The organism is Prevotella sp. P6B1 (assembly GCF_000702825.1).
Taxonomy (GTDB): domain Bacteria; phylum Bacteroidota; class Bacteroidia; order Bacteroidales; family Bacteroidaceae; genus Prevotella.
Genome location: NZ_JNKF01000014.1, coordinates 103,220 through 124,996 on the forward strand (window position 1 = coordinate 103,220; position 21,777 = coordinate 124,996).

The 21,777-nt window shown below is 47.7% G+C and carries 21 protein-coding genes and 1 tRNA gene; 7 read left to right on the forward strand and 15 right to left on the reverse strand.

The features are described 5' to 3' along the window. Nucleotides 1–22: 22 nt before the first annotated feature. The 3 genes from carB (at nt 23) to T495_RS0111290 (ending at nt 4,110) form a co-directional block, all read left to right on the forward strand. Nucleotides 23–3,283 carry a carbamoyl-phosphate synthase (glutamine-hydrolyzing) large subunit gene (carB, locus tag T495_RS0111280; protein WP_033148753.1) on the forward strand — a complete coding sequence of 1,087 codons (3,261 nt, stop codon included), beginning with the start codon at nt 23–25 and terminating at the stop codon, nt 3,281–3,283. 10 nt (nt 3,284–3,293) lie between these two features. Continuing rightward, on the forward strand, nt 3,294–3,878 hold the full coding sequence (locus T495_RS0111285; RefSeq protein WP_033148754.1) for a YigZ family protein: 585 nt from the start codon (nt 3,294–3,296) through the stop codon (nt 3,876–3,878). A gap of 144 nt (nt 3,879–4,022) precedes the next feature. Further along, a tRNA-Ser gene (locus T495_RS0111290) sits at nt 4,023–4,110 on the forward strand. A gap of 47 nt (nt 4,111–4,157) precedes the next feature. Here the strand turns inward: T495_RS0111290 and T495_RS0111295 are convergent. The 5 genes from T495_RS0111295 to serC form a co-directional block, all read right to left on the reverse strand. Further along, nucleotides 4,158–4,430, reverse strand: a complete 273-nt coding sequence (locus tag T495_RS0111295; protein ID WP_033148755.1) for a TIGR03905 family TSCPD domain-containing protein — start codon at nt 4,428–4,430, stop codon at nt 4,158–4,160. A gap of 4 nt (nt 4,431–4,434) precedes the next feature. Then, entirely contained in the window at nt 4,435–5,682 is a 1,248-nt protein-coding gene (locus T495_RS0111300) for a DUF1015 domain-containing protein (RefSeq protein ID WP_033148756.1), read from the reverse strand. Nucleotides 5,683–5,686: 4 nt separating this feature from the next. Further along, nucleotides 5,687–6,112 carry an HIT family protein gene (locus T495_RS0111305; RefSeq protein WP_028903777.1) on the reverse strand — a complete coding sequence of 142 codons (426 nt, stop codon included), beginning with the start codon at nt 6,110–6,112 and terminating at the stop codon, nt 5,687–5,689. Nucleotides 6,113–6,191: 79 nt separating this feature from the next. Beyond that, entirely contained in the window at nt 6,192–7,109 is a 918-nt protein-coding gene (locus T495_RS0111310; protein ID WP_013065456.1) for an NAD(P)-dependent oxidoreductase, read from the reverse strand. 92 nt (nt 7,110–7,201) lie between these two features. Next, nucleotides 7,202–8,269 (reverse strand): 3-phosphoserine/phosphohydroxythreonine transaminase, encoded by a 1,068-nt coding sequence (gene serC, locus T495_RS0111315; RefSeq protein ID WP_028903776.1) that lies wholly within the window; start codon nt 8,267–8,269, stop codon nt 7,202–7,204. 318 nt (nt 8,270–8,587) lie between these two features. Here serC and T495_RS0111320 point away from each other — a divergent pair, with 318 nt between their 5' ends. From T495_RS0111320 to T495_RS0111330, 3 genes are read left to right on the forward strand one after another with little or no spacing between them, the layout of a single operon-like run. After that, nucleotides 8,588–8,980 (forward strand): 2-amino-4-hydroxy-6-hydroxymethyldihydropteridine diphosphokinase, encoded by a 393-nt coding sequence (locus T495_RS0111320; RefSeq protein ID WP_033148757.1) that lies wholly within the window; start codon nt 8,588–8,590, stop codon nt 8,978–8,980. Then, the gene (locus T495_RS0111325) at nt 8,977–10,209 is read left to right on the forward strand and encodes a M64 family metallopeptidase (protein WP_033148758.1); all 1,233 of its coding nucleotides are present in this window, start codon (nt 8,977–8,979) and stop codon (nt 10,207–10,209) included. Before T495_RS0111320 ends, T495_RS0111325 begins: the two co-directional genes overlap by 4 nt. Then, nucleotides 10,206–11,012: an RNA methyltransferase gene (locus T495_RS0111330; RefSeq protein WP_033148759.1), complete on the forward strand. Its 807-nt coding sequence runs from the start codon at nt 10,206–10,208 to the stop codon at nt 11,010–11,012. Before T495_RS0111325 ends, T495_RS0111330 begins: the two co-directional genes overlap by 4 nt. Here the strand turns inward: T495_RS0111330 and mtgA are convergent, their stop codons facing one another. The 8 genes from mtgA to T495_RS0111370 all read right to left on the reverse strand — a co-directional run bounded on the left by mtgA (nt 11,013) and on the right by T495_RS0111370 (nt 18,046). Next, nucleotides 11,013–11,729: a monofunctional biosynthetic peptidoglycan transglycosylase gene (mtgA, locus tag T495_RS0111335; protein ID WP_033148760.1), complete on the reverse strand. Its 717-nt coding sequence runs from the start codon at nt 11,727–11,729 to the stop codon at nt 11,013–11,015. Between the two features lie 28 nt (nt 11,730–11,757). Then, nucleotides 11,758–12,438, reverse strand: a complete 681-nt coding sequence (locus T495_RS0111340) for an OmpA family protein (RefSeq protein ID WP_033148761.1) — start codon at nt 12,436–12,438, stop codon at nt 11,758–11,760. A 303-nt stretch (nt 12,439–12,741) separates the two neighbouring features. Then, nucleotides 12,742–13,620 (reverse strand): site-specific DNA-methyltransferase, encoded by an 879-nt coding sequence (locus T495_RS0111345; protein WP_197020390.1) that lies wholly within the window; start codon nt 13,618–13,620, stop codon nt 12,742–12,744. Then, nucleotides 13,617–14,438: a type II restriction endonuclease gene (locus T495_RS0111350; RefSeq protein WP_033148762.1), complete on the reverse strand. Its 822-nt coding sequence runs from the start codon at nt 14,436–14,438 to the stop codon at nt 13,617–13,619. The genes T495_RS0111345 and T495_RS0111350 overlap by 4 nt, the downstream gene beginning before the upstream one ends. Then, nucleotides 14,431–15,333, reverse strand: a complete 903-nt coding sequence (locus T495_RS0111355) for a DNA adenine methylase (RefSeq protein ID WP_051652016.1) — start codon at nt 15,331–15,333, stop codon at nt 14,431–14,433. Before T495_RS0111355 ends, T495_RS0111350 begins: the two co-directional genes overlap by 8 nt. A 304-nt stretch (nt 15,334–15,637) precedes the next feature. Beyond that, on the reverse strand, nt 15,638–15,817 hold the full coding sequence (locus tag T495_RS0111360) for a DpnD/PcfM family protein (RefSeq protein WP_033148763.1): 180 nt from the start codon (nt 15,815–15,817) through the stop codon (nt 15,638–15,640). A 98-nt stretch (nt 15,818–15,915) separates the two neighbouring features. Next, entirely contained in the window at nt 15,916–16,446 is a 531-nt protein-coding gene (locus T495_RS0111365) for a DUF4007 family protein (protein ID WP_231495097.1), read from the reverse strand. A 538-nt stretch (nt 16,447–16,984) separates the two neighbouring features. Further along, the gene (locus T495_RS0111370; protein ID WP_081773303.1) at nt 16,985–18,046 is read right to left on the reverse strand and encodes a linear amide C-N hydrolase; all 1,062 of its coding nucleotides are present in this window, start codon (nt 18,044–18,046) and stop codon (nt 16,985–16,987) included. A gap of 169 nt (nt 18,047–18,215) precedes the next feature. Here T495_RS0111370 and proS point away from each other — a divergent pair, with 169 nt between their 5' ends. Next, the gene (proS, locus tag T495_RS0111375) at nt 18,216–19,697 is read left to right on the forward strand and encodes a proline--tRNA ligase (RefSeq protein WP_028903504.1); all 1,482 of its coding nucleotides are present in this window, start codon (nt 18,216–18,218) and stop codon (nt 19,695–19,697) included. A 249-nt stretch (nt 19,698–19,946) separates the two neighbouring features. Here proS and T495_RS0111380 read toward each other — a convergent pair whose 3' ends face one another. Next, on the reverse strand, nt 19,947–20,414 hold the full coding sequence (locus tag T495_RS0111380) for a DUF3256 family protein (protein WP_051523056.1): 468 nt from the start codon (nt 20,412–20,414) through the stop codon (nt 19,947–19,949). Beyond that, nucleotides 20,411–21,733, reverse strand: a complete 1,323-nt coding sequence (locus T495_RS0111385; RefSeq protein ID WP_028903503.1) for a phenylacetate--CoA ligase family protein — start codon at nt 21,731–21,733, stop codon at nt 20,411–20,413. The genes T495_RS0111380 and T495_RS0111385 overlap by 4 nt, the downstream gene beginning before the upstream one ends. Nucleotides 21,734–21,777: the final 44 nt, after the last annotated feature.

Sequence of the window (21,777 nt, forward strand, 5' to 3'; positions counted from 1 at the left end):
TCATAATAAACCCAATACGAATATGAAAAAAGAACTGAAAAAAGTGTTGGTACTCGGTTCGGGTGCCTTGAAAATCGGACAGGCCGGAGAGTTCGACTATTCTGGCTCTCAGGCTCTGAAAGCACTACGTGAGGAAGGCATCAAGAGTGTGCTCGTAAACCCTAATATCGCAACCATCCAGACAAGCGAGGGTATTGCAGACAAAGTGTATTTCCAGCCGGTAAATACACACTTCGTAACAGAAATCATCAAGAAAGAGCGCCCCGACGGCATCCTGCTGGCATTTGGCGGACAGACAGCACTGAACTGCGGTACTGAGCTCTACCTGAACGGCACGCTAAAGGAGTATGGCGTTGAGGTACTGGGCACCAGTGTTGAAGCCATCATGAACACAGAGGACCGCGATCTCTTTGTGAAGAAGCTGGGCGAGGTTAACCTGAAGGTGCCTGTAAGCCACGCTGTAGAGTCGATGGAAGATGCGCTGAAGGCTGCCCACGAGATAGGATTCCCCATCATGATCCGTTCGGCCTATGCGCTGGGTGGTCTGGGGTCTGGTATCTGTCCCGACGAGAAGAAGTTTATCGAGTTGGCAGAGTCGGCCTTCACCTTCGCTCCACAGATTCTGGTGGAGGAGAGTCTGAAAGGCTGGAAGGAGATTGAGTTCGAGTGCATCCGCGATGCCAACGACCGCTGCTTCACTGTTGCCTCGATGGAGAACTTCGACCCATTAGGCATCCACACTGGCGAATCTATCGTAGTTGCCCCAACCTGCTCGCTGCGTGAGGAGCAGGTCAAGATGCTGCAGGAAATCACCATCAAGTGTGTAAAGCATCTGGGTATCGTAGGTGAGTGCAACATTCAGTTCGCATTCAATGCTGAGACCAACGACTATCGTATCATTGAGATCAACGCTCGTTTGAGCCGCTCTTCAGCACTGGCATCAAAGGCCACTGGCTATCCCCTCGCCTTCGTTGCTGCTAAGATCGCTCTTGGTTACACACTCGACCAGATTGGCGAGATGGGCACAACCTCAAGTGCATACGTTGCCCCCAGCCTCGACTATATGATCTGTAAGATTCCTCGTTGGGACCTGACTAAGTTTGCTGGTGTGAGCCGTCAGATTGGTTCATCGATGAAGTCGGTTGGTGAGATTATGTCTATCGGACGTTCGTTCGAGGAGATGATTCAGAAAGGCTTGCGTATGATTGGTCAGGGCATGCACGGTTTCGTGGGCAACGACCACACCAAGTTCGACAACCTCGACGATGAGTTGGCTAACCCCACCGACCTGCGTATCTTTGCTATCGCTCAGGCACTCGAAGAGGGCTACACCATCGAGCGTATTGAGCAGCTCACCAAGATCGACGTCTGGTTCCTGGAGCGCCTGAAGCATATCGTAGATCTGAAGCACGAACTGCTGAAGTACAACAAGCTGGAGGAGCTGCCCGACGAGCTGCTGCTGGAGGTGAAGCGTTGCGGATTCAGCGACTTCCAGATAGCCCGCTTCGTGTTGAAGCCACAGGGTGGTAATATGGAAAAGGAGAACCTGGCTGTTCGTAAATATCGCCAGCAGAAGGGTATCGTTCCTTCAGTAAAGCGCATCCCCACAGTAGCCTCCGAGCATCCTGAGCTCACCAACTACCTCTACTTCACTTATACGCATGTGCCCGCTTTCGGCAATCCTGAAGGAGAGAAATATGTAGCCGCGCACGATATCAATTATTATAATAACGAGAAGTCAGTTGTTGTTCTCGGTTCTGGTGCTTACCGCATCGGTTCATCGGTAGAGTTCGACTGGTGTTCGGTAAATGCCATCAACACCGCCCGCAAACTGGGTTACAAGTCGATCATGATCAACTACAACCCCGAGACGGTTTCTACCGACTACGACATGTGCGACCGTCTGTACTTCGACGAACTTTCGTTGGAGCGCGTGCTCGACGTTATCGACCTCGAGTCGCCACGTGGTGTCATTGTTTCTGTAGGTGGTCAGATTCCAAACAACCTGGCTATGAAGCTGCACCGTCAGGGTGTTCCCGTACTCGGCACTTCACCAGTTGATATCGACCGTGCCGAGAACCGCGACAAGTTCTCAGCCATGCTCGACAAGCTTGGTATCGACCAGCCCGCATGGCAGGCACTCACCAGTTTCGACGATGTGAAGGATTTCGTGGCCAAAGTGGGCTACCCCGTACTGGTTCGTCCTTCGTACGTACTCTCTGGCGCAGCCATGAACGTATGCTACGATGAAGAGGAGCTGCACCGCTTCCTCAACATGGCTACCGAGGTATCGAAGGAGTTCCCCGTAGTGGTTTCCAAGTTCATGACTGAGACCAAGGAGATTGAGTTCGACGCTGTAGCCGATAAGGGTGAAGTGATTGAGTATGCTATCTCGGAGCACGTGGAGTATGCAGGTGTTCACTCAGGCGATGCCACCATGGTATTCCCTGCTCAGAACATCTATTTCTCTACCATCCGTCAGATCAAGAAGATTGCACATAAGATTGCAGCCGAGCTGAATATCAGCGGACCATTCAACATCCAGTTCCTGGCTAAGAACCGCGAGGTGAAGGTGATTGAGTGTAACCTGCGCGCCAGCCGTTCGTTCCCATTCGTTTCGAAGATTCTGAAGCGTAACTTCATCGAGACGGCTACCAAGATTATGCTCGACGCTCCTTATCAGAAACCCGACAAGAGTGAGTTCGACATCGATCGTATCGGTGTGAAGGCCAGTCAGTTCTCATTTGCCCGTTTGCAGAATGCCGACCCAGTACTGGGTGTCGACATGAGCTCTACCGGTGAGGTTGGTTGTCTGGGCGACGACCTGAACGAGGCGCTGCTCAACTCGCTGATTGCTACAGGCTACTCTATTCCAAAGGATGCCGTTCTGATTTCATCAGGTGGTGCCAAGGGTAAGGTTAGTCTGCTGGAGCCAGCACAGCAGTTGGCCAAGAAGGGCTACACCATCTACGCTACAGCTGGAACAGCCAAATTCTTCAACGATAATGGCGTGAAGGCCACAGCCGTAGCATGGCCCGATGAGAATGGCGATAACAATGTGATGGATCTCATCAGTCAGCACAAGGTTGGTCTGGTTATCAATGTGCCAAAGAATCATACCAGTCGCGAGCTGACGAATGGTTACAAGATCCGTCGTGGTGCCATCGATCACAACATTCCATTGATGACTAACGTGCGCTTGGCCAAGGCATTTATCGAGGCCTTCACCGCTATGAGCATCGATGATGTGAAGATCAAATCATGGCAGGAGTATAATAATTAAACATTGAACATTGACAGACGAATATAAAACTCTAAAGACCGAAGGCGAGGGTTACTACACCGAGAAGCGTAGCAAGTTCCTCGCCTTCGCTCATCATGTAGAAACCCTTGACGAAATCAAGGAATTATTAGCAGGCTATCGTAAGAAGTACTACGACGCCCGCCACGTTTGCTATGCGTATATGTTAGGTGCCGAACGATTGGAGTTCCGCGCTAACGACGACGGCGAACCATCGAGCACAGCCGGTAAACCCATTCTAGGACAGATTAACAGCAACGAGTTAACAGATATCCTGATTGTAGTGGTGCGTTATTATGGTGGTGTGAACTTAGGTACATCAGGTTTGATTGTAGCCTATCGCGAAGCAGCTGCCGATGCCCTCGCCCACTCCGAGATTGAAACTCGTCAGGTTGAGGAGATTGTGACCTACACTTTCGCCTATCCGCTTATAAACGACGTGATGCGCATCGTGAAGGAGATGCAGCCTCGTATCGTTTCGCAAACCTACGATAACACTTGCGAGATCAAGCTCAGCATCCGCAAATCAGAGGCAGAGCAGCTACGTAACCGACTATCGAAGCTGTCCTTTGAATAAAAATGGGAATTTTCCGTCAGAAATGTTTGGTGGTTTCCAAAAAATGCATTACCTTTGCACTCGCAAACGAGAGAAAGAGTTAAACAAGTTTGACTCTCCTTTCGTTCAGCAAAACGAGCAAGCTCGATTTGCCTTCGCTTAATCGGAGAGTTGGCAGAGTGATCGATCGCGCTGGACTCGAAATCCGGTATACCCCTTTCGGGTATCGGGGGTTTGAATCCCTCACTCTCCGCAAAGAAAAGAATAAGGCTTCGGAATTTTCCGGAGCCTTATTTCTGTTTATCCTTCTAATGGTGCGTCCTTGAGTTTCTCAAGGGCCCGGCACAGCTGATCGGGACACGAGGTACCCTTGGCACCACAACGAATACCATTGATCTTAGGTATCACATCGTCAATCTTCTGTCCGCGAACCAACTGGCTGATTCCCTGAAGGTTGCCATTGCAACCTCCAAGGAAGAACACCTGCTGTATCACGTTGTTCTCATCGGCAGTCACGTCGATCAGTTTCGAACATGTGCCCTGAGTCTCATACTGTACGTGCTTAGTCTTCATCGGCTTAGCTCAGTTTGTGAATAACCAGTCCTGAACGCAGCTTTGGCTCGAACCAGGTAGCCTTTGGTGGCATAATCTTACCGCTATCGGCGATATCCATGATCTGCTGCATGGATACGGGATAGAGGGCCAGAGCGGCACGCATCTCACCTGAGTCAACACGACGCTTCAACTCCTTCAGTCCGCGCAGACCGCCAACGAAGTCGATACGCTGCGAAGAGCGCAAGTCGCCGATGTTCAGAATCTCGTCCAGAATGAGTCGGCTCGAGATGTCAACATCCAGCACACCGATAGGATCGGTATTATCGTATGTTCCCTCCTTAGCCTTCAGACTGTACCAGTGCTCATCGAGATAGAGCGAGAACTCGTGCAACTGCTGTGGCTTATAGATGTCAGTACCCTTATCCGCAACCTCGAAATTCACCTGCAGGGCAGCGAGGAACTCCTCAGAAGAGAGACCGTTCAGGTCCTTTACCACACGGTTGTAATCGAGGATGGTGAGCTGCGATGCCTGGAAGCAAACCGCCATGAAGTAGTTGTACTCCTCTGTACCATTGTGGTTGGGGTTCTGCTTCTGCTTCTCGGCACCAACCAGGGCGGCAGCAGCTGAGCGGTGGTGACCATCGGCGATATACAGCGATGGCATATTGGCAAACTGCTCAGTGATGGTCTGCATATCCTTCGCGTCGCTGATTACCCAGAACTGATGACGGAAGCCATCGATAGGAGCTACGAAATCGTACTCGGGCTCGGTAGCAGCATAACGCATAATCAGCTCGTTGAGCACAGCGTTGTCGGGATAAGCAAAGAATACAGGCTCGATGTTGGCATTGTTCACACGAACATGCTTCATGCGGTCCTCCTCCTTGTCACGACGGGTCAGCTCATGCTTCTTGATGTTACCCTTCATGTAGTCGTCCACATAGGCGCCCACCACCAGTCCGTACTGTGTCTTGCCGTTCATGGTCTGTGCATAGATATAATAGTGGTCGTCGGCATCCTGTACCAGCCATCCCTTATCCTGGAACTTCTGGAAGTTCTCGGCAGCCTTCTCGTACACGCGTGGGTCGTACTCCGAAGTACCAACGGGGAAGTCAATCTCTGGTTTGATGATGTGATAGAGGCTCTTCTCATTGTCGCCAGCCTCTGCCCTCGCCTCTTCACTGTCGAGCACGTCGTAAGGACGGCTCTCCACTTGCTCTACAAGCTCTTTGGGTGGGCGAATACCCTTGAATGGTTTGATAATAGCCATGTTATTATAAGTATTTTTTAATGTTCTCTATCATTTCTGTATATTCGGCATCGGTAAGATATACCTTGCCTGGGTTCATCTGGAACACGCCACCGTAATCAGGACCATCCACATATTTGGGCGCCAGATGGAAGTGCAGATGCGACAGCTTGTCGCTATAGGCACCATAGTTAATCTTTTCGGGATTGAATGCTTTCTGCATGGCACGAGTCACCTTAGCCACATCGGCCATAAAGGCATTGCGATCTTCGTCGCTCAACTCGTTCAGATCATTGACGTGGTCCTTATAGGCCACCAGGCAACGACCGCGATAGGTCTGCTCCTTAAACAAAAAAGCTCGCGACACCGACAGTTGAGCAAACTCAATCATCAGGTCGTGAAGCGTCTGATTATTCGTGCAGTACAAGCACTGCTTGGGATCACTTTGCATAATTATTATTGGTTTTAGGAGAATACAAAAGTGCACAAGTAGGGCTTAAACCCTCCTGTGCACCTTATATATCAGTAAATTACTTATTTACCTGGAACTTGGTGTCGCCATCCTTGAAGAAGGCGTTGATCTGCTTGGCAGCAGCGATACCAGCGTTGATGTTGGCCTCGGCTGTCTGAGCACCCATCTTCTTAGGAGTTGAGAAGTAACGACCCTCGAACTTAGCGAACTCATCGTTAGCATCGGGCATGATGTCGGTCACGAACTTCAGGTCCTCACGCTCAGCCATCAGCTTAATCAGCTCGGGCTCGTTGATAACCTCCTTACGGGCTGTGTTAACCAGCACGCCACCCTTCTTCATCTTGCCAACCAATGCAGCGTTGATGCTCTGCTTGGTCTCAGGAGTAGCAGGGATGTGGAGTGATACAACATCACAGGTCTCGAACAACTTCTCCTGACAGCAAACAGCGTGTACGCCAGCAGCCTCGATAACCTCTGCAGGGCAGAAAGCATCGTAAGCGTAAACGTCCATACCGAAGCCCTTGGCGATGCGAGCCACATTGCGACCTACATTACCGAAAGCCAGGATACCCAGCTTCTTACCCAGCAGCTCTGAACCGCTCTTACCGTTGTAGAAACCACGAACGGCCATCACGAGCAGACCGAATACCAACTCGGCTACTGCGTTTGAGTTCTGACCTGGGGTGTTCTCAGCTACTACGTTGTGAGCAGTAGCAGCAGCCAGATCGATGTTGTCGTAACCAGCACCGGCACGAACCACGATCTTCAGCTGCTTAGCAGCGTCGAGTACCTCAGCGTCAACCTTATCGCTACGGATAATGAGTGCGTCGGCATCAGCAACGGCTGCCAGGAACTGAGCCTTTTCTGTATATTTCTCGAGCAGTACCAGCTCATTGCCGGCTGCCTCAATCTCTGCCTTGATACCATTAACAGCAGCTGCTGCGAATGGCTTCTCTGTTGCAACTAATACTTTCATATCTTTGTTTTTTATTTGCAACGGACTACAGGACTTAAGGACTTTTTAATGCGGATAGTCCTGTTAGTCCTGTAGTCCGCTGCTAAAAATAATTAATGATTACTCTCGAATTCCTTCATGCAGGCTACCAGAGCGTTGCAGCCTTCGATGGTCTGGGCGTTGTAGCAAGATGCACGGAAACCACCAACTGAGCGGTGACCCTTAACACCAACCATACCCTTTGAAGTAGCGAAGTCGAGGAAGTCCTTCTCCAGCTCCTTGTACTCGTCGGCCATCACGAAGCAGATGTTCATCAGCGAACGATCCTCAGCCTTAGCAGTACCTACGAACATCTTGTTGCGGTCGATCTCGCCGTAAACAATCTCCGCGCGCTGCTGAGCCAGCTTGTCCATAGCCTCTACACCACCCTGGGCCTTGATCCAGCGCAGGTTCTCGAGAGCGCTGTAGATAGGAACTACAGGAGGCGTATTGAACATAGAACCCTTATCTACGTGTGTACGGTAGTCGAGCATGGTAGGAATCTCACGAGGAGCCTTACCCAGCGCGTCGTCCTTAACAATCACGATGGTAACACCGGCCATAGCCAGGTTCTTCTGAGCACCAGCGTAGATGGCATCGTACTTAGCCACGTCGACAGGACGGCTGAAGATATCTGATGACATATCGGCAATCAGACGAACGGGAACATCGAGGTCCTTGCGGATCTCTGTACCATAGATAGTATTGTTAGTTGTGATGTGCAGATAGTCAGCATCAGCGGGAACAGTCCAATCCTTAGGGATGAAAGTATAGTTGGCATCAGCTGAAGAAGCCACCTCTACTACCTCACCGAAAAGCTTAGCTTCCTTCATAGCCTTCTTAGCCCAAACACCGGTGTTCAGGTAAGCAGCCTTCTTAATCAGGAAGTTATAAGGAATCATACAGAACTCCAGACTGGCACCACCACCAAGGAAAATCACGGAGTAACCCTCGGGAACGTTAAGGAGTTCCTTTACGAGAGCCACAGCCTCGTCAACTACAGGCTGAAAGTCCTTTGCACGATGGCTGATCTCCATCAGAGAGAGACCCGAACCGTTGAAATCAAGACACTGCTGAGCGGTCTTCTCAATCACCTCGCGAGGAAGCATCGAGGGACCGGCGTTAAAGTTGTACTTCTTCATTTGATTGTTTATTTTTTAAATGATTTATATTCCTTTATTCAACCCTTCAATCATATGATATCCGAATTGCGCTGCGAAATTACACTTTTTATTTTATTCCACCAAATATTTAAGCAGAAATTCACAAATATTCCTGTTTTTCTTTCATTTTGTCAACTCAATATAGCACTTTTCATTATCTTTTGACAATGCCTTATACCTTTATTATATATATGACGTTGCAAAGATACTGAATATTTTTGTATTACAAGCCGTTCAAACAGATTTTTTTGAATTCATTTGGATTATTGCCCGCTAATTCGTACCTTTGCAATCGTTATGGTACAAAAGCAACATCACGTCATTATCAGTCTGGCCTCTAATAGCAACCAGGAGGCCCATCTGGAGGCTGCGCGCGCCCAACTCACGCAGCTGCTCACCGAGGTGCATTTCACATCGGCCATCTACACCGACCCTGTAGGGAATGGTCCATGTTCAATGTTCAATGTCCAATGCCCCAAATATCTCAATCAGCTCTGTCAAGGTACTACCGGCTTAGGCATGAACCTGCTCAACGAGGTATTGAAGGAGATTGAGAAACGACTTGGCCGCACCCATAACGAGGATGGGATTGTGACCGTCGATCTGGATATACTGGAATACGACAACGAACGGTTCCACCACCGGGACTGGGAACGAAACTATGTAAAGGATTTAATTAACGAATTATGAAGAAACTATTAGTTATCAGCGTTTTACTATCCGTCTTCACACAGATATATGCGCAGCGTTTTGAGGATTATTTCATCGATCGCACCCTGCGTATCGACTATACTTTTGCGGGGAATCAGACCGCTCAGAACATCTATGTCGATGAGCTTGTTTCCACGCCCCGATGGTTCGGAAAACGCCAGCGCCTGTCAGAGGTTCCATTAAAAGGCAACGGACAGATCATCGTCAGCTGTCCCGACAGTCACAAGGTGATCTACCGTAATTCATTCTCAACACTATTTCAGGAATGGCTCACCACCAACGAGGCCAAACACACACAGAAATCGTTCGAAAACGTCTTCTTGGTACCATTCCCCAAACAACCCGTCGATATAACCATAGAGCTATACGACTACCACAACCGCACGAACGCGAAGATGACCCACAGAGTAGATCCCAAGGACATCCTCATCCGTAACACCGACTCCATCGGCCATACCCCCTACCGCACATTACTCCAGGCCACCGACACCAACCGATGCATCCATATCGCTTTTGTAGCTGAGGGATACCAGGCCCATGAGATGGACACCTACCTCAACGATTGTCGCATTGCCATCGAGTCGCTATTCCAGCATGAGCCCTTCAAGCACCTGAAAGGCCGATTCAATATCATCGCCGTAGAATCGCCATCTATCGACAGCGGCACCAGCGAGCCCAACAAAGGCATTTGGAAGAATACGGTACTGGGCTCACATTTCGACACGTTCTATAGTAACCGCTACCTCACCACATTACACCTGAAGAAGCTTCACGATGTACTGTCAGGCACACCCTACGAGCACATCATCGTATTAGTGAACACCGAGCGCTATGGCGGTGGCGGCATCTACAATTCATACAATCTAACCTATACACACGGACGTTATTTCCGCCCTGTCGTAGTTCACGAATTCGGCCACTCCTTTGGCGGTCTGGGCGACGAGTACCCCTATGGCGACGACGATCCCATGTACTTTGCCGACACAGAGCCATGGGAGCCCAACCTCACCACAAAGCATGATTTCAAGGGCAAATGGGAGAACTTGATCCGCGAAGGGAAAGCCGGTTTCGTTGAAGGTGGCGGCTATCTGACCAAAGGTGTATGGCGCGGCTTCGAGAACTGCCGCATGCGCACCAACGAAGAACCCGAGTTCTGCCTGGTTTGCCAGCAGGCTATACAAAATCTCATTGATTTCTATACCAAATGATTATTGAAATAAATTCGTTACAACAGCCAGGCTTAGAGTTATTCACTACCCTCACAGAAGCACAGCTTCGCAACCGTCTCGACGCAGCCAACGGCATCTTCATTGCCGAAAGCCCTAAGGTCATCCGGGTTGCACTTCAGGCTGGTTACAAGCCTTTAGCACTGCTCTGCGAGCGTCGACATATCACGGGCGACGCTGCCGACATCATAGCCACCTGTGGCGACATCCCCGTTTATACCGGCAACCGTGAATTACTGGCACAGCTCACTGGCTACACCCTCACCCGAGGTGTGCTTTGCGCCATGCGCCGACCTACGGAGAAGAACGTCGAAGACGTACTTGCCACCATCCCCTCGCAACAGAAACACCGTATCGTGGTGATCGACGGTGTGGTCGACACCACGAACATAGGTGCCATCTTCCGTAGTGCAGCGGCTCTTGGCATCGACGCCGTGCTACTGACCCGTAGCAGCTGCGACCCGCTGAACCGTCGTGCCGTACGCGTATCCATGGGGTCGGTATTCTTAGTTCCCTGGACGTGGCTCGACTCCTACGACACCGTGCGCCGTCTGGGCTATCACACGGTAGCAATGGCATTAACCGATAAATCCATATCGCTCGACGACCCCATCCTGAAGCAAGAAGAGAGGTTAGCATTCATCATGGGCACCGAAGGCGACGGCCTGCCACAGCAGACCATCGCCGATGCCGATTATACGGTTCGTATTCCCATGTCGCATCAGGTCGACTCGCTGAATGTTGCAGCAGCTGCAGCCGTAGCGTTCTGGGAACTCAGAAAGTGATTACTTTTTCTTGTTTATCTTCACGTCCTCACCCTCCTTTGGCAGCGGGGTGACATATCTCATTTCGCGAAGAATACGTGCCTGGCGCTTCAACATGTACGCCGAGGGATGTTTACTTGAGAACTTACGCGGATTAGGTAGTGTAGCCGCTATCAACGCACACTGTGCCTTCGACAGATGCTGTGCCTGCGTATTGAAGTGCTCCTCAGCCACAGCGTCGGCACCATAGATACCATCGCCCATCTCAATCGAGTTCAGGTACACCTCCATGATTCGCTGCTTGCTCCACATCAGCTCAATCAAGCCGGTAAAATACACCTCAAACCCTTTGCGCACCCACGAACGTCCCGGCCACAGGAAAACATTCTTGGCCGTTTGCTGCGATATGGTCGATGCGCCCAGTTTACGTTTCTCGGGATGTTTGCTGTTACGTTCGGCAGCCTTCTCAATAGCCTGGAAGTCGAACCCATGATGCTGCAGGAATTTTGCATCCTCGCTGGCCATCACAGCTTGCGGCAGCGACGATGATATCTCCTCCAGAGGCACCCAGTGGTGTTTCAGCTTCATACTCTTACCCTCGCCCATCTGTTCACAACAACGGATGAACATCAGCGGTGTAAAGTAAACAGGCAGGAATCGCAATGCTACAACAGCAAGAATAGTGGAGGCAAAGAATGCCACCACTATCCATTTTATTATGCTCTTAAATACTTTCAATTGAAAATGTTCAATGTTCAATATTCAATTACTTAGAGGCCTCAGCGTTAGCCTCGTTGATCATCTGCTCCGAAGCATACATATAAACCTCTACACGGCGGTTCTGCTTGCGGCCCTCTTCTGTTGAGTTGTCAGCTACAGGATTGGTAGAACCCTGACCGTCAACTGTCTTGATCTGTGAAGCAGATACACCCAGCGACTTCAGATACTTAGAAACGCTCTGAGCACGATTCTTTGACAGAGGATTGTTAACAGCATCCGAGCCAGTGCTATCAGTATGTCCGAAGATAGCGATATCGCACTCGTTGTTGTTCTTCAGCACCTGAGCGAACTGCTGCAGTGAGCTCTTTGAAGCGGCATTCAGGTCAGCCTTGTTAACTGCGAACAGGATACCAGAGTCGAAAGTTACCTTCACAGCAGTCAGACCATTAGCGTCGGTGATAGTCTCAACCTGAGCGTTCTGCACAGCCTGAGCCTCCTTCTTAGCCTTATCCATCTTCTTACCGATAATGGCACCAGTACCAGCACCTACAGCACCACCGATGGCAGCACCTACAGCGGTATTACCAGCAATTTTACCAATGATAGCACCCAGAGCAGCACCACCACCAGCACCAATCATTGTACCTTTAGCTGTGTTACTCATGTTACATCCAGCCAGCACCAGCGTTGCGCTCAGTGCAACAGCAATTGTTTTAATACTTTTCATACTTCAATCATTTATTAAGAGTTAAAAACGTTGATTTCTGCCTGCAAAGATAGTACATTTTTTCTAAGCATGTACAAATCTATCGGTATTTTTTAAAAAATAATAAGCATTCCAGCTTGCATTTTTCAGAAGAAAGCCTTAATTTCATACCCGAAAACTATAAATATTGAGTCTACGAGCGAGTGAGGAGAGGCCGTTCTTACGTCTGAATCAACCTCAGATTCTCAATATGTACGCGCGAAGGGTTATTCCCATCCCATATGAGAAACCAACAGTGAAGTGCGGAGAGATTATCTATTCGAATCACAAGAAAGGCAGGCGTTCTATCACATCTTCGTGACATGTAAAACAATCGGTTTGCGTGTCCTCTGCCTTCATGATATCCGGAATCTTATGCTTATACGTCGCGAATGTATTCAAGTTCTCAATCTCTTCGCGGCGCGCCTTGCTGATAGCAGCATATTCTTCTTCACGCTCAATACCAAGAAAACGACGTCCCAGGAGATTAGCTGCAATACCAGTTGTGCTACTGCCCGCAAAGGGGTCGAGAATCCAATCGCCAGGCTTTGTTGAAGCCATAATAATACGGCTCAACAAGCCCAGTGGTTTCTGAGTAGGATGCTTGGTACACGATTTCTCCCAAGGCGCGATAGCAGGCAGGCGCCACACATCAGTCATTTGTTTCTCGTCGTTGATGTGTTTCATCAGCTCATAATTATAATAATGCGCCACCTTCTCCTTTTTGCGAGCCCAGATTACAAACTCTGTAGAGTAAGTAAAGTACCGGCACGAAATATTGGGTGGCGGATTCGTCTTAGCCCACGTTATTACATTAAGAATCTTATACCCCAGCTTCGTTAGACAATTTGCCACAGAGAAAATGTTGTGATAAGTTCCTGAAATCCAGATCGTACCGTCATCCTTTAGTTTCTCTCTGCACAAGGACAACCATTTCAAATTAAACTCATTAATCTCCTCAGGTGACATACTTTTATCCCAATCGCCCTTATCTACACAAACCACCTTACCACTCTGCACACTGATGCCACCACTCGAGAGGAAGTAAGGTGGATCGGCAAATATCATGTCGAACTTGAATTTGAACTGCGGCAACAGCTCAAACGTATCACCACATATCAAGTTAAAGTCGTGGTTGGGAGATTTGTAATAAGGGACAATCATTTCTTCAGGTCTTCAATGAACGAACTGATATTTGTGAGGTTATAGACACTTGGAATTGTATTGTAAGCCTCTTCGAGTTTGTTACGAGCCGACTTCCAACCTATACCATCCGTAATCCAAACAAATTCGAAGCCTTTGACTGAGTTAACCTTTGGCGCAAGTTCGGTATAAGAACGTGCAACCTCGTTTAGTTTTGAACCACTCGAACTGTAGAAATTAACTTCTATGAGATATTTCTTGTTCGAAGTCTCAATGTAAAAATCAAAACGTTTCTCATCGGCACCTAATACAGAGAGTTCTGGAAATTCCGAGGAATATACTTCCTGACGAAAATCAATATCTTCATCATTCAACAATTTAGCTACAGTATTCTCCATAATATGCCCGCTTCGGTTTTTTCGAGCATTTGTATCAAGCCCAGTCTCAATACCAAACACATAATCGACCAAATCCTTAACGCGTTGAGAACGGAAAACTTCTGCAAGCCCTGTATCTTCGAGGAATTCTACAACCTTCTTACTCGATTCAAAGTAACTCTTAAGCAAAACCACGTTTCCATCACTGTTTACTACAGGTTTGGCGCCTTCGTCTCTTACCGCAATCAAAATACTTAGAACTTCGAAAACTTCAGGATCACGTTTCCATAGTTCGTCAACACATTTAGATAAATCATCCTTGCCTATCAGATAATTTAATGTATTCAAACTAATCTCGATTTCTGCTACGTTTTCTGATATCTTTTCGAAATCACAGAAAAAATCCAAAGTCTGGTTGGTCTCTTTAAGTTGAGACATAAACAAATTAAAATCCTTATTCATAGTTCTTGATTAATAATTCGGTTAGTTTACCACGTTTATTAGGGTTTGCATTGATAGCGCGAGAGGCATATACGCGATGGATATTGAAATTAGCATAAATATCCTCGAAGAAAGTATCCTCTGGGGTCTTAGCAGAGCAATCAGAATTGCTGAGCATCCACATAACGTTGGGCTGCTCGTTCAGGCGTGCACAGTAATCACGCAACCGAATCTGCTCAACGTCGTTGAAGTCTTCTTTAGCATACGAATTAAAGCTTGATGTTGCATTCAGGGGACGGTAAGGCGGGTCGAAATAGAAGAAGTTCACCCCCTCGCCCATTTCATCTGCCGTGCTTTCATAATCACCATTTAGTATGGTTACATTTGCCCGGTTCAGCATCTCACTATCAGCCATTATCGTATCGGCATTACAGATGGTAGGATGTAGATTACGGCCAAATGGCACATTGAACTTGCCTTTGCTGTTGACACGATACAAGCCATTGAAACAGGTTCGATTCAGGAATATCAGGTACTTTGTACGATCAATGTTATCGAGCTCTGTCTCATTAAAGATGTTCCTCACGTTTAGAAAGTATTCCTTCTTTGCCTCTTCATCAGGCCGCGAGAAATAGTCTTGTTCCAAAGCCGAAAGCCGACGTATCAGTTCATCAGGCTGCTGCTTAATAACACGATAGGCAGTTACCAAATGTGGATTGATATCATTGATTACCGCATGAGTGATATTTGAGTACTTATGCAACATATGGAAAAGCATTGCTCCTCCACCAACAAATGGCTCTATGTACGTGAACTCCTGCCTCTGCAATTCGATAGGCAGATGTTCATCGAGTTGTGATAAAAGTTGTCCTTTGCCTCCAGCCCATTTCAAAAAGGGCTTAGCTTCTTTACTCATCGTCTTTTTGTCGTTTTAAAGTGGACAAAAAGAAAGCGCACCTCCTCCGTTTTCCAACTCCAGACAAAGGCAGTCCACCACAGAAGCCCATACAGAGAGAAGGAAAGGAAGGGGGTACGCCTATACAATGATAGGCGTATCCGCATTCCCCGAGACTCTCTGTATAAATGTTTGGTGGACTTTTATGTCTGAGGTCTCTTCGAATTTAGATACTGCTATCTAATTTCCCACAATGTAAAATGCGCTAATGATGAGTATCAAAAGCGGTGCAAAGATAGTGATTTCTTCTGAAAACTACAAACACTCACCCAGATTTTTCATCTTTCACGCTAAATTCCGTATAATTGTAGTCTGAATCATCCAGCACAATCCTGCATTTTCGATAATCCAGTCTCACCTTCTCAATAGCGTCCTCTTCATCAGAAGCCTCTACCTCAACGATGCGACTCAACATCTCTAACACTTCAATGCTGTACTTCTTCATACAAGATACAAAAGTAGCGCAAAAAAATGAGAAAATCAGTAATAGATCAAAACTTAACAAAAAAGATCAAAATAGATCAAATCAGTAAATGTTCAAAATCAAGAGTAATGATTCCAGCAATCATTACTGATCATCAGAACTGTCCCCAATATTTTATCCTTTTTTACAGTGTTCTCATTATACAATGTGGTCTTTCCTGCTTCAGCCATTTTTAGCTTCACATAAGTCAAAACCTGTTCACGTTCAAAACTTGAACGCTCTCGCTGTACACCACAGAAGAACATTTTATATAGCGTTGCCTCCTCTGAGAATACCAAATTAAAATGGAGCAACCATAGGGTTGCAATATCTTCAAGATACTTATCCTTGCCACTTATTTCGTCGAAGAGATAGTCGCCTATCCAGGTTATCTCGTCGCTCTCAGTAATACCAAAAGCCTTAAGCCTGAATCGGATTGAAGCAACCATATTCTTACCTACGCCCAATCCAATTACAGCTTCAGGTCTATTAAAGTTGTTACCTGACACAACAAAATCATACCCTTTCTTAAGCCAAAGCGACTTACAAGGAAATGACTCGTGACCAGAAAACGCATATTTCACGCCTTTTGCCTTATTACTTGCATTCATTGTCTTTAGTTCATAAATTATAGGGGAAATAAAAAAAGCGCACAGAGCACAGAGCACAGTTTATTTGCGAGAGGGGTACATGGATTAGTGAGTTCTAGTAAGTATAATAATTACTATATATATAATATATATAATATATATAGTAAAAGTATTACTTGCATATTTTGAGGTGCTCATGAGAAAACTGTGCTCTGTGCTCTGTGCTCAAATGAGTAGACCTGATAATTTTAACAATCCATTAACAAATAATATTTCATTATATAACGAATTTTTCGTGCATTTGCATTATCAAGATAAAGATGGAAATGATGCTCCCGCGCGAGGAAAAAGAATTTCCCACGTGCACTAAGAAATTCTCCCACGTGTGGCCGCAAACCAACATCGAAGTTGAGACAATAAAAGAGTAAAAAAGTAAAACGGTAAAAAATTTAACAACAACACAAAAATAAAATTAGAATTATGGCACTTAAAGTTAAAGCACAGGAAAAGGTGATTTCTGAACTTGTGCAATTTTAGCACAGATTGACTTTTTTCCAGTTCACCCTCTTTTAAACATTAATTTTAATGGCTTGTTGAAGTGGCGGCGAGAATAATAGGTGACTGATGGATGCTTCAGGTCCATCACCATCGTCCAGGCTGTGCCCAGGAAGCCCTCACGCTGTGGTTGCGATACCGATGCAATCGCGCTAGTAAGCTGTTCCTGAGTCATCACACCACCGGTTTCGGAAAATCGCTCACATAGGACGTCATAACGCTTATCGCCAGGCTCCAGACCTGCATTCAGTTTCTGCTGGCACAGATAGTGATTGGTCACAGCTGGCGATTCTACCACTACCATTTTGTTGTCAACATATTCAAGTACCACCCTTCTGCCCGTTGCATCGGCCATAGCGTAGTGGTGGGCCGAACCTATGTCGGAGTGCATATCTATACCCTCGAGCAGATGCAGTGCCTCGTCAACGTTGGCCGCATTTTTCAGCATATATGGTATGGCGGCAGTCGTGGTCAGGTCGGGCTTGTTAGTGTGCTGATGTGTTTCGACAGTGTCGCCAGCCATTAGGTCGGCTATGGCAAGTCCCTTCTCATTGATACCGTCGAGAGCCACAAACAGGCCTGTAAGCGACATATACTGATTCTTAAATCCCTCTGGTTTGAAACCCTCGCCAAAGTTGTAGAACTCCACGTTAAAGGTAGTGATTGTTTCGTAGCCCTTGTCAGGTATGCAGTGCATCACCACACCAATGGCCGATGGAAAATCGAAGTTGCGCCCCATCAGTATGCCGCCATCAGGCGTACTTACCGTTAGTGCTGAACATCCGTATGACTGCTTTGATGTGCTGATTTCTGGCTTGTAGTGGCCCTTAGACAGGAATTCGATGGCGTATCCTGCCAACTGGTCGGCTTTTTCTATTCCGCCCTGCGCCATCAGTCCGTCAAAGCCGTCGTCGCCCGTGTACTCCATAAAATAAAGGCCGTCGTCCAGTTTCACGCACGAATTTGCACCTTTTACCAACGGACCAAACTCCATCCACACGGCAACTCCTAATAAGACAACCAATCCCAAAACGCTAAACAGCGTGATTTTTAATGCTTTCTTCATCAGTTTACAATTTAATTAATGTTTCTATTAATGTTATGTTTGATGCTGCAAAGATAATAAAATATTCGGGCAAAAACAAGGCTAATGGTAACTTTAATTGATTTTTATTTTGTTTTTCGCTCGATTTTCAGTACCTTTGCAGGCAAAATAGAAATCATAGAAAACAAATATGGCAAAAGAATTAAAAGAACTTACAAAAAGAGCCGACAACTACAGTCAGTGGTTTAACGACCTGGTAGTTAAGGCCGACCTGGCAGAGCAGAGTGCTGTACGTGGCTGTATGGTCATCAAACCTTACGGTTATGCCATCTGGGAGAAGATGCAGCAGCAGCTCGACAAGATGTTTAAGGAAACTGGTGCTCAGAACGCATACTTCCCCTTGCTCATCCCAAAGTCGTTCCTCTCGAAAGAGGCCGAGCACGTTGAGGGTTTTGCTAAGGAGTGTGCCGTAGTAACACACTACCGCCTGCGTGCCAAAGAGGACAAGAGCGGTGTTGAGGTTGACCCAACAGCTAAGCTCGAAGAGGAGCTGATTGTCCGTCCTACTTCGGAGACTATTATCTGGAATACCTATAAGAACTGGATTCACTCATGGCGCGATCTGCCCCTGATGTGCAACCAGTGGTGTAATGTGATGCGCTGGGAGATGCGTACACGCCCCTTCCTGCGTACCAGTGAGTTCCTCTGGCAGGAGGGCCACACAGCCCACGCTACCCGCGAGGAGGCCGAGGAGGAAGCACAGAAGATGCTGAAGGTATATGCCAAGTTTGCTGAGGAGTGGATGGCTGTGCCTGTAGTACAGGGCGTGAAGAGCGAGACTGAGCGTTTTGCCGGTGCGCTGGATACTTACACCATCGAGGCTATGATGCAGGACGGAAAGGCGCTGCAGAGCGGTACCAGCCACTTCCTGGGTCAGAACTTTGCCAAGGCTTTCGAGGTTACCTATCTTAATAAGGAGAACAAGCCTGAGTATGTATGGGCCACCTCATGGGGTGTTTCTACCCGCCTGATCGGTGCGCTCATCATGACTCACTCTGACGATAACGGACTGGTTCTGCCTCCACGTCTGGCTCCTATCCAGGTAGTGATTATTCCTATCGCCACCAAGCCTGAGCAGATGGAGCAGGTGAACAAGGAGGTTACTCCTATCATCGAGGCCCTGCGCGCTAAGGGTATCACCGTGAAGTTCGACGATGCTGACAACAAGCGTCCTGGCTTCAAGTTTGCCGACTACGAGTTGAAGGGTGTTCCCGTACGTCTGGTTCTGGGTGCTCGCGACCTGGAGAACGGTACCATCGAGGTAATGCGCCGCGATACGCTGGAGAAGGAGACACGCTCTATCGAGGGTATCACAGAATACGTAGAGCAGCTGCTGGAGGATATCCAGAAGAATATCTTCGAAAAGGCCAAGGCTTATCGTGATGCTCACATCTACGAGTGCGAAAACTACGAGGAGTTCAAGGAGAAGGTAAAGGACGGTGGATTCTTCCTGTGCCACTGGGACGGTACTGCCGAGACCGAGGCTAAGATCAAGGAAGAGACTCAGGCCACTATCCGCTGCGTGCCTTTCGGCGTAGAGCAGACACCTGGTGTGGATATGGTTACTGGCAAGCCCTCAAAAGCTCGCGTGATCATAGCTAGAAGCTATTAACATTGAACATTGAACTTTGGTCAATGATAGAAAGTAAAAGAGGAACCTTCTCAGGTTCCTCTTTTTTTAACCATAAACTAATATTCATAAAAAAAATCAAACATTACTTTATGGAGGCCGAAATATCACTTACCTCACGATAAACGATCTTCTAATTAACCTTAATAATCTAATACCATGAAAAACACTCTGCAAAGGTAGTTTTTTTCTTTTAGAATGCCATTAATTAGAAGTCGGAATCTGAAGATTTTAACGTTTGTTTAGCAAATCGTCGTCGCGCTTTACGATATTTTGCATTTTCAATCGCTTGATTCTTTGCGCCTGAATCCCGCTGAAACAGGGCTGCGCCAAGGGTTTCCAATCTACAGAATAATAGTGCACCCTACTCTCGCCATAAACAGAATCAACGGTGAAGGTTTCAACCATCACCACCACACTATCCATGAGCAACATATCAACACGCAAACCATCGCTCATACGAATAGACAAGCTATCGTCGGCAATAGATGTCATCTCACTGGTTCCACCCAGCGAGTTTTTTACCTCAGCCTTCATGCCCGAATCAAGGAAGTCGATGAAATCCAGACGATTGTTCTTTGAAAGATAAGGCATAAGGGAGTCAGGCATCTCCCTGAACACGTCGCGTATCTGGACGTCAGCAGCAGATGCCTGACTAAAAGTGGCGGCCATCAACAGGGCCATCAATATTTTCTTCATCCACGTGAAGGTCTTAAATCTTTAACACGAACGGCCTTGCCCTCACTCTGAGGCAACGAGCCCTTCTTTACAAGTTTTACTACTGGAGTGAGCAGAATCTCATCCTTGAGCGCACGCTGGATATCCTTCATCATCCGCTGCATCTCGGGATAGATCTCGGTCTCCAGGCTGTCGAGCTCAACTTCGACGGTCATCACATCGTTATCGTCGATGGTCTCGAGGGTAATCAGGTAATTGCTGCCCAAACCGGGATACTGCACCAGGATCTTCTCGACCTGCATGGGGAATACGTTCACACCCTTGATGATGAACATGTCGTCAGTACGACCCTTGATGCGGTCGATACGACGGTGGGTACGTCCGCACTTACATGGCTCGGCAATGATGCGGGTGAGGTCGCGCGTACGATAGCGCAGGATAGGCATCATAGTGCGGTCGAGGGTGGTAAGCACCATCTCGCCCATCTCGCCATCGGGCACTGGCTCGAGTGTATCCGGATCAACAATCTCAACGATATAGTTATCCTCCCACAGGTGCATACCGTCCTGATACTTACACTCGAAGGCTACACCAGGACCATTCATCTCGGTCATACCAAACGAGTTGTAGGCCTTTACGCCCAGCATACGCTCGATGCGGCGGCGCTGCTCCTCGGTATGAGGCTCGGCACCAATGCAAAGGGTGCGAAGCTTGGTGGTTGAGGGATCAACACCCTCCTCCTTGAACACTTCGGCCAAGCGGATGGCATATGATGGAATGGCGTGCAGACAGGTGGTGCCAAAGTCCTTTACGAACTTGATCTGACGTTTAGAGTTACCAGCTGCAGCAGGCACAGTCATGGCACCCAACCACTCTGCTCCATATTGGAAGCCAAGTCCGCCGGTAAACATGCCATAGCCGGATGAATTCTGAAACACATCGCTCTTGCGACAGCCTACCATATACAGGTTGCGGGCAATCATGTTGGCCCACGAGCAGATATCGTGCTCAGAATATACCACTACGCAGGGATTACCTGTTGTTCCGCTGGTAGAGTGGATACGAACGGCATCATCCAAATTGCCGCCAACAAGTCCAAACGGATAGTTATCGCGCAGATCCTGCTTCGTGGTGAAGGGAATCTTGCGAAGATCCTCAAGGCTATTGATTGAATCGGCCGTGATACCCAGTTTGCCTAAGCGCTCCTTGTAGAATGGCGATTTCAGGCAGACGTTGATCGTATCCTTCAGTTTTTTTACTTGCAACTGCTGGAGTTGCTCTCTTGGCATTGTCTCGAGTTCGGGCTGCCAGTACTCGCCATCGGGCTTTATGGTAGCCATAATCTTCTCGTCAGTCATATCTTATAGTTTATTATGGTTTATCA

Bases quoted from the DNA above. Each gene is read 5' to 3' on its own strand.
- serC (WP_028903776.1), bottom strand. From the start codon at position 8,269: ATGAAGAAGTACAACTTTAACGCCGGTCCCTCGATGCTTCCTCGCGAG.
- T495_RS0111295 (WP_033148755.1), bottom strand. From the start codon at position 4,430: ATGAAGACTAAGCACGTACAGTATGAGACTCAGGGCACATGTTCGAAA.
- proS (WP_028903504.1), top strand. From the start codon at position 18,216: ATGGCAAAAGAATTAAAAGAACTTACAAAAAGAGCCGACAACTACAGT.
- T495_RS0111365 (WP_231495097.1), bottom strand. From the start codon at position 16,446: ATGAATGCAAGTAATAAGGCAAAAGGCGTGAAATATGCGTTTTCTGGT.
- T495_RS0111355 (WP_051652016.1), bottom strand. From the start codon at position 15,333: ATGAGTAAAGAAGCTAAGCCCTTTTTGAAATGGGCTGGAGGCAAAGGA.
- T495_RS0111350 (WP_033148762.1), bottom strand. From the start codon at position 14,438: ATGAATAAGGATTTTAATTTGTTTATGTCTCAACTTAAAGAGACCAAC.
- T495_RS0111385 (WP_028903503.1), bottom strand. From the start codon at position 21,733: ATGGCTACCATAAAGCCCGATGGCGAGTACTGGCAGCCCGAACTCGAG.
- T495_RS0111345 (WP_197020390.1), bottom strand. From the start codon at position 13,620: ATGATTGTCCCTTATTACAAATCTCCCAACCACGACTTTAACTTGATA.
- T495_RS0111325 (WP_033148758.1), top strand. From the start codon at position 8,977: ATGAAGAAACTATTAGTTATCAGCGTTTTACTATCCGTCTTCACACAG.
- T495_RS0111360 (WP_033148763.1), bottom strand. From the start codon at position 15,817: ATGAAGAAGTACAGCATTGAAGTGTTAGAGATGTTGAGTCGCATCGTT.
- T495_RS0111320 (WP_033148757.1), top strand. From the start codon at position 8,588: ATGGTACAAAAGCAACATCACGTCATTATCAGTCTGGCCTCTAATAGC.
- T495_RS0111380 (WP_051523056.1), bottom strand. From the start codon at position 20,414: ATGAAGAAAATATTGATGGCCCTGTTGATGGCCGCCACTTTTAGTCAG.
- T495_RS0111340 (WP_033148761.1), bottom strand. From the start codon at position 12,438: ATGAAAAGTATTAAAACAATTGCTGTTGCACTGAGCGCAACGCTGGTG.
- T495_RS0111370 (WP_081773303.1), bottom strand. From the start codon at position 18,046: ATGAAGAAAGCATTAAAAATCACGCTGTTTAGCGTTTTGGGATTGGTT.
- T495_RS0111305 (WP_028903777.1), bottom strand. From the start codon at position 6,112: ATGCAAAGTGATCCCAAGCAGTGCTTGTACTGCACGAATAATCAGACG.
- T495_RS0111330 (WP_033148759.1), top strand. From the start codon at position 10,206: ATGATTATTGAAATAAATTCGTTACAACAGCCAGGCTTAGAGTTATTC.
- T495_RS0111300 (WP_033148756.1), bottom strand. From the start codon at position 5,682: ATGGCTATTATCAAACCATTCAAGGGTATTCGCCCACCCAAAGAGCTT.
- carB (WP_033148753.1), top strand. From the start codon at position 23: ATGAAAAAAGAACTGAAAAAAGTGTTGGTACTCGGTTCGGGTGCCTTG.
- T495_RS0111310 (WP_013065456.1), bottom strand. From the start codon at position 7,109: ATGAAAGTATTAGTTGCAACAGAGAAGCCATTCGCAGCAGCTGCTGTT.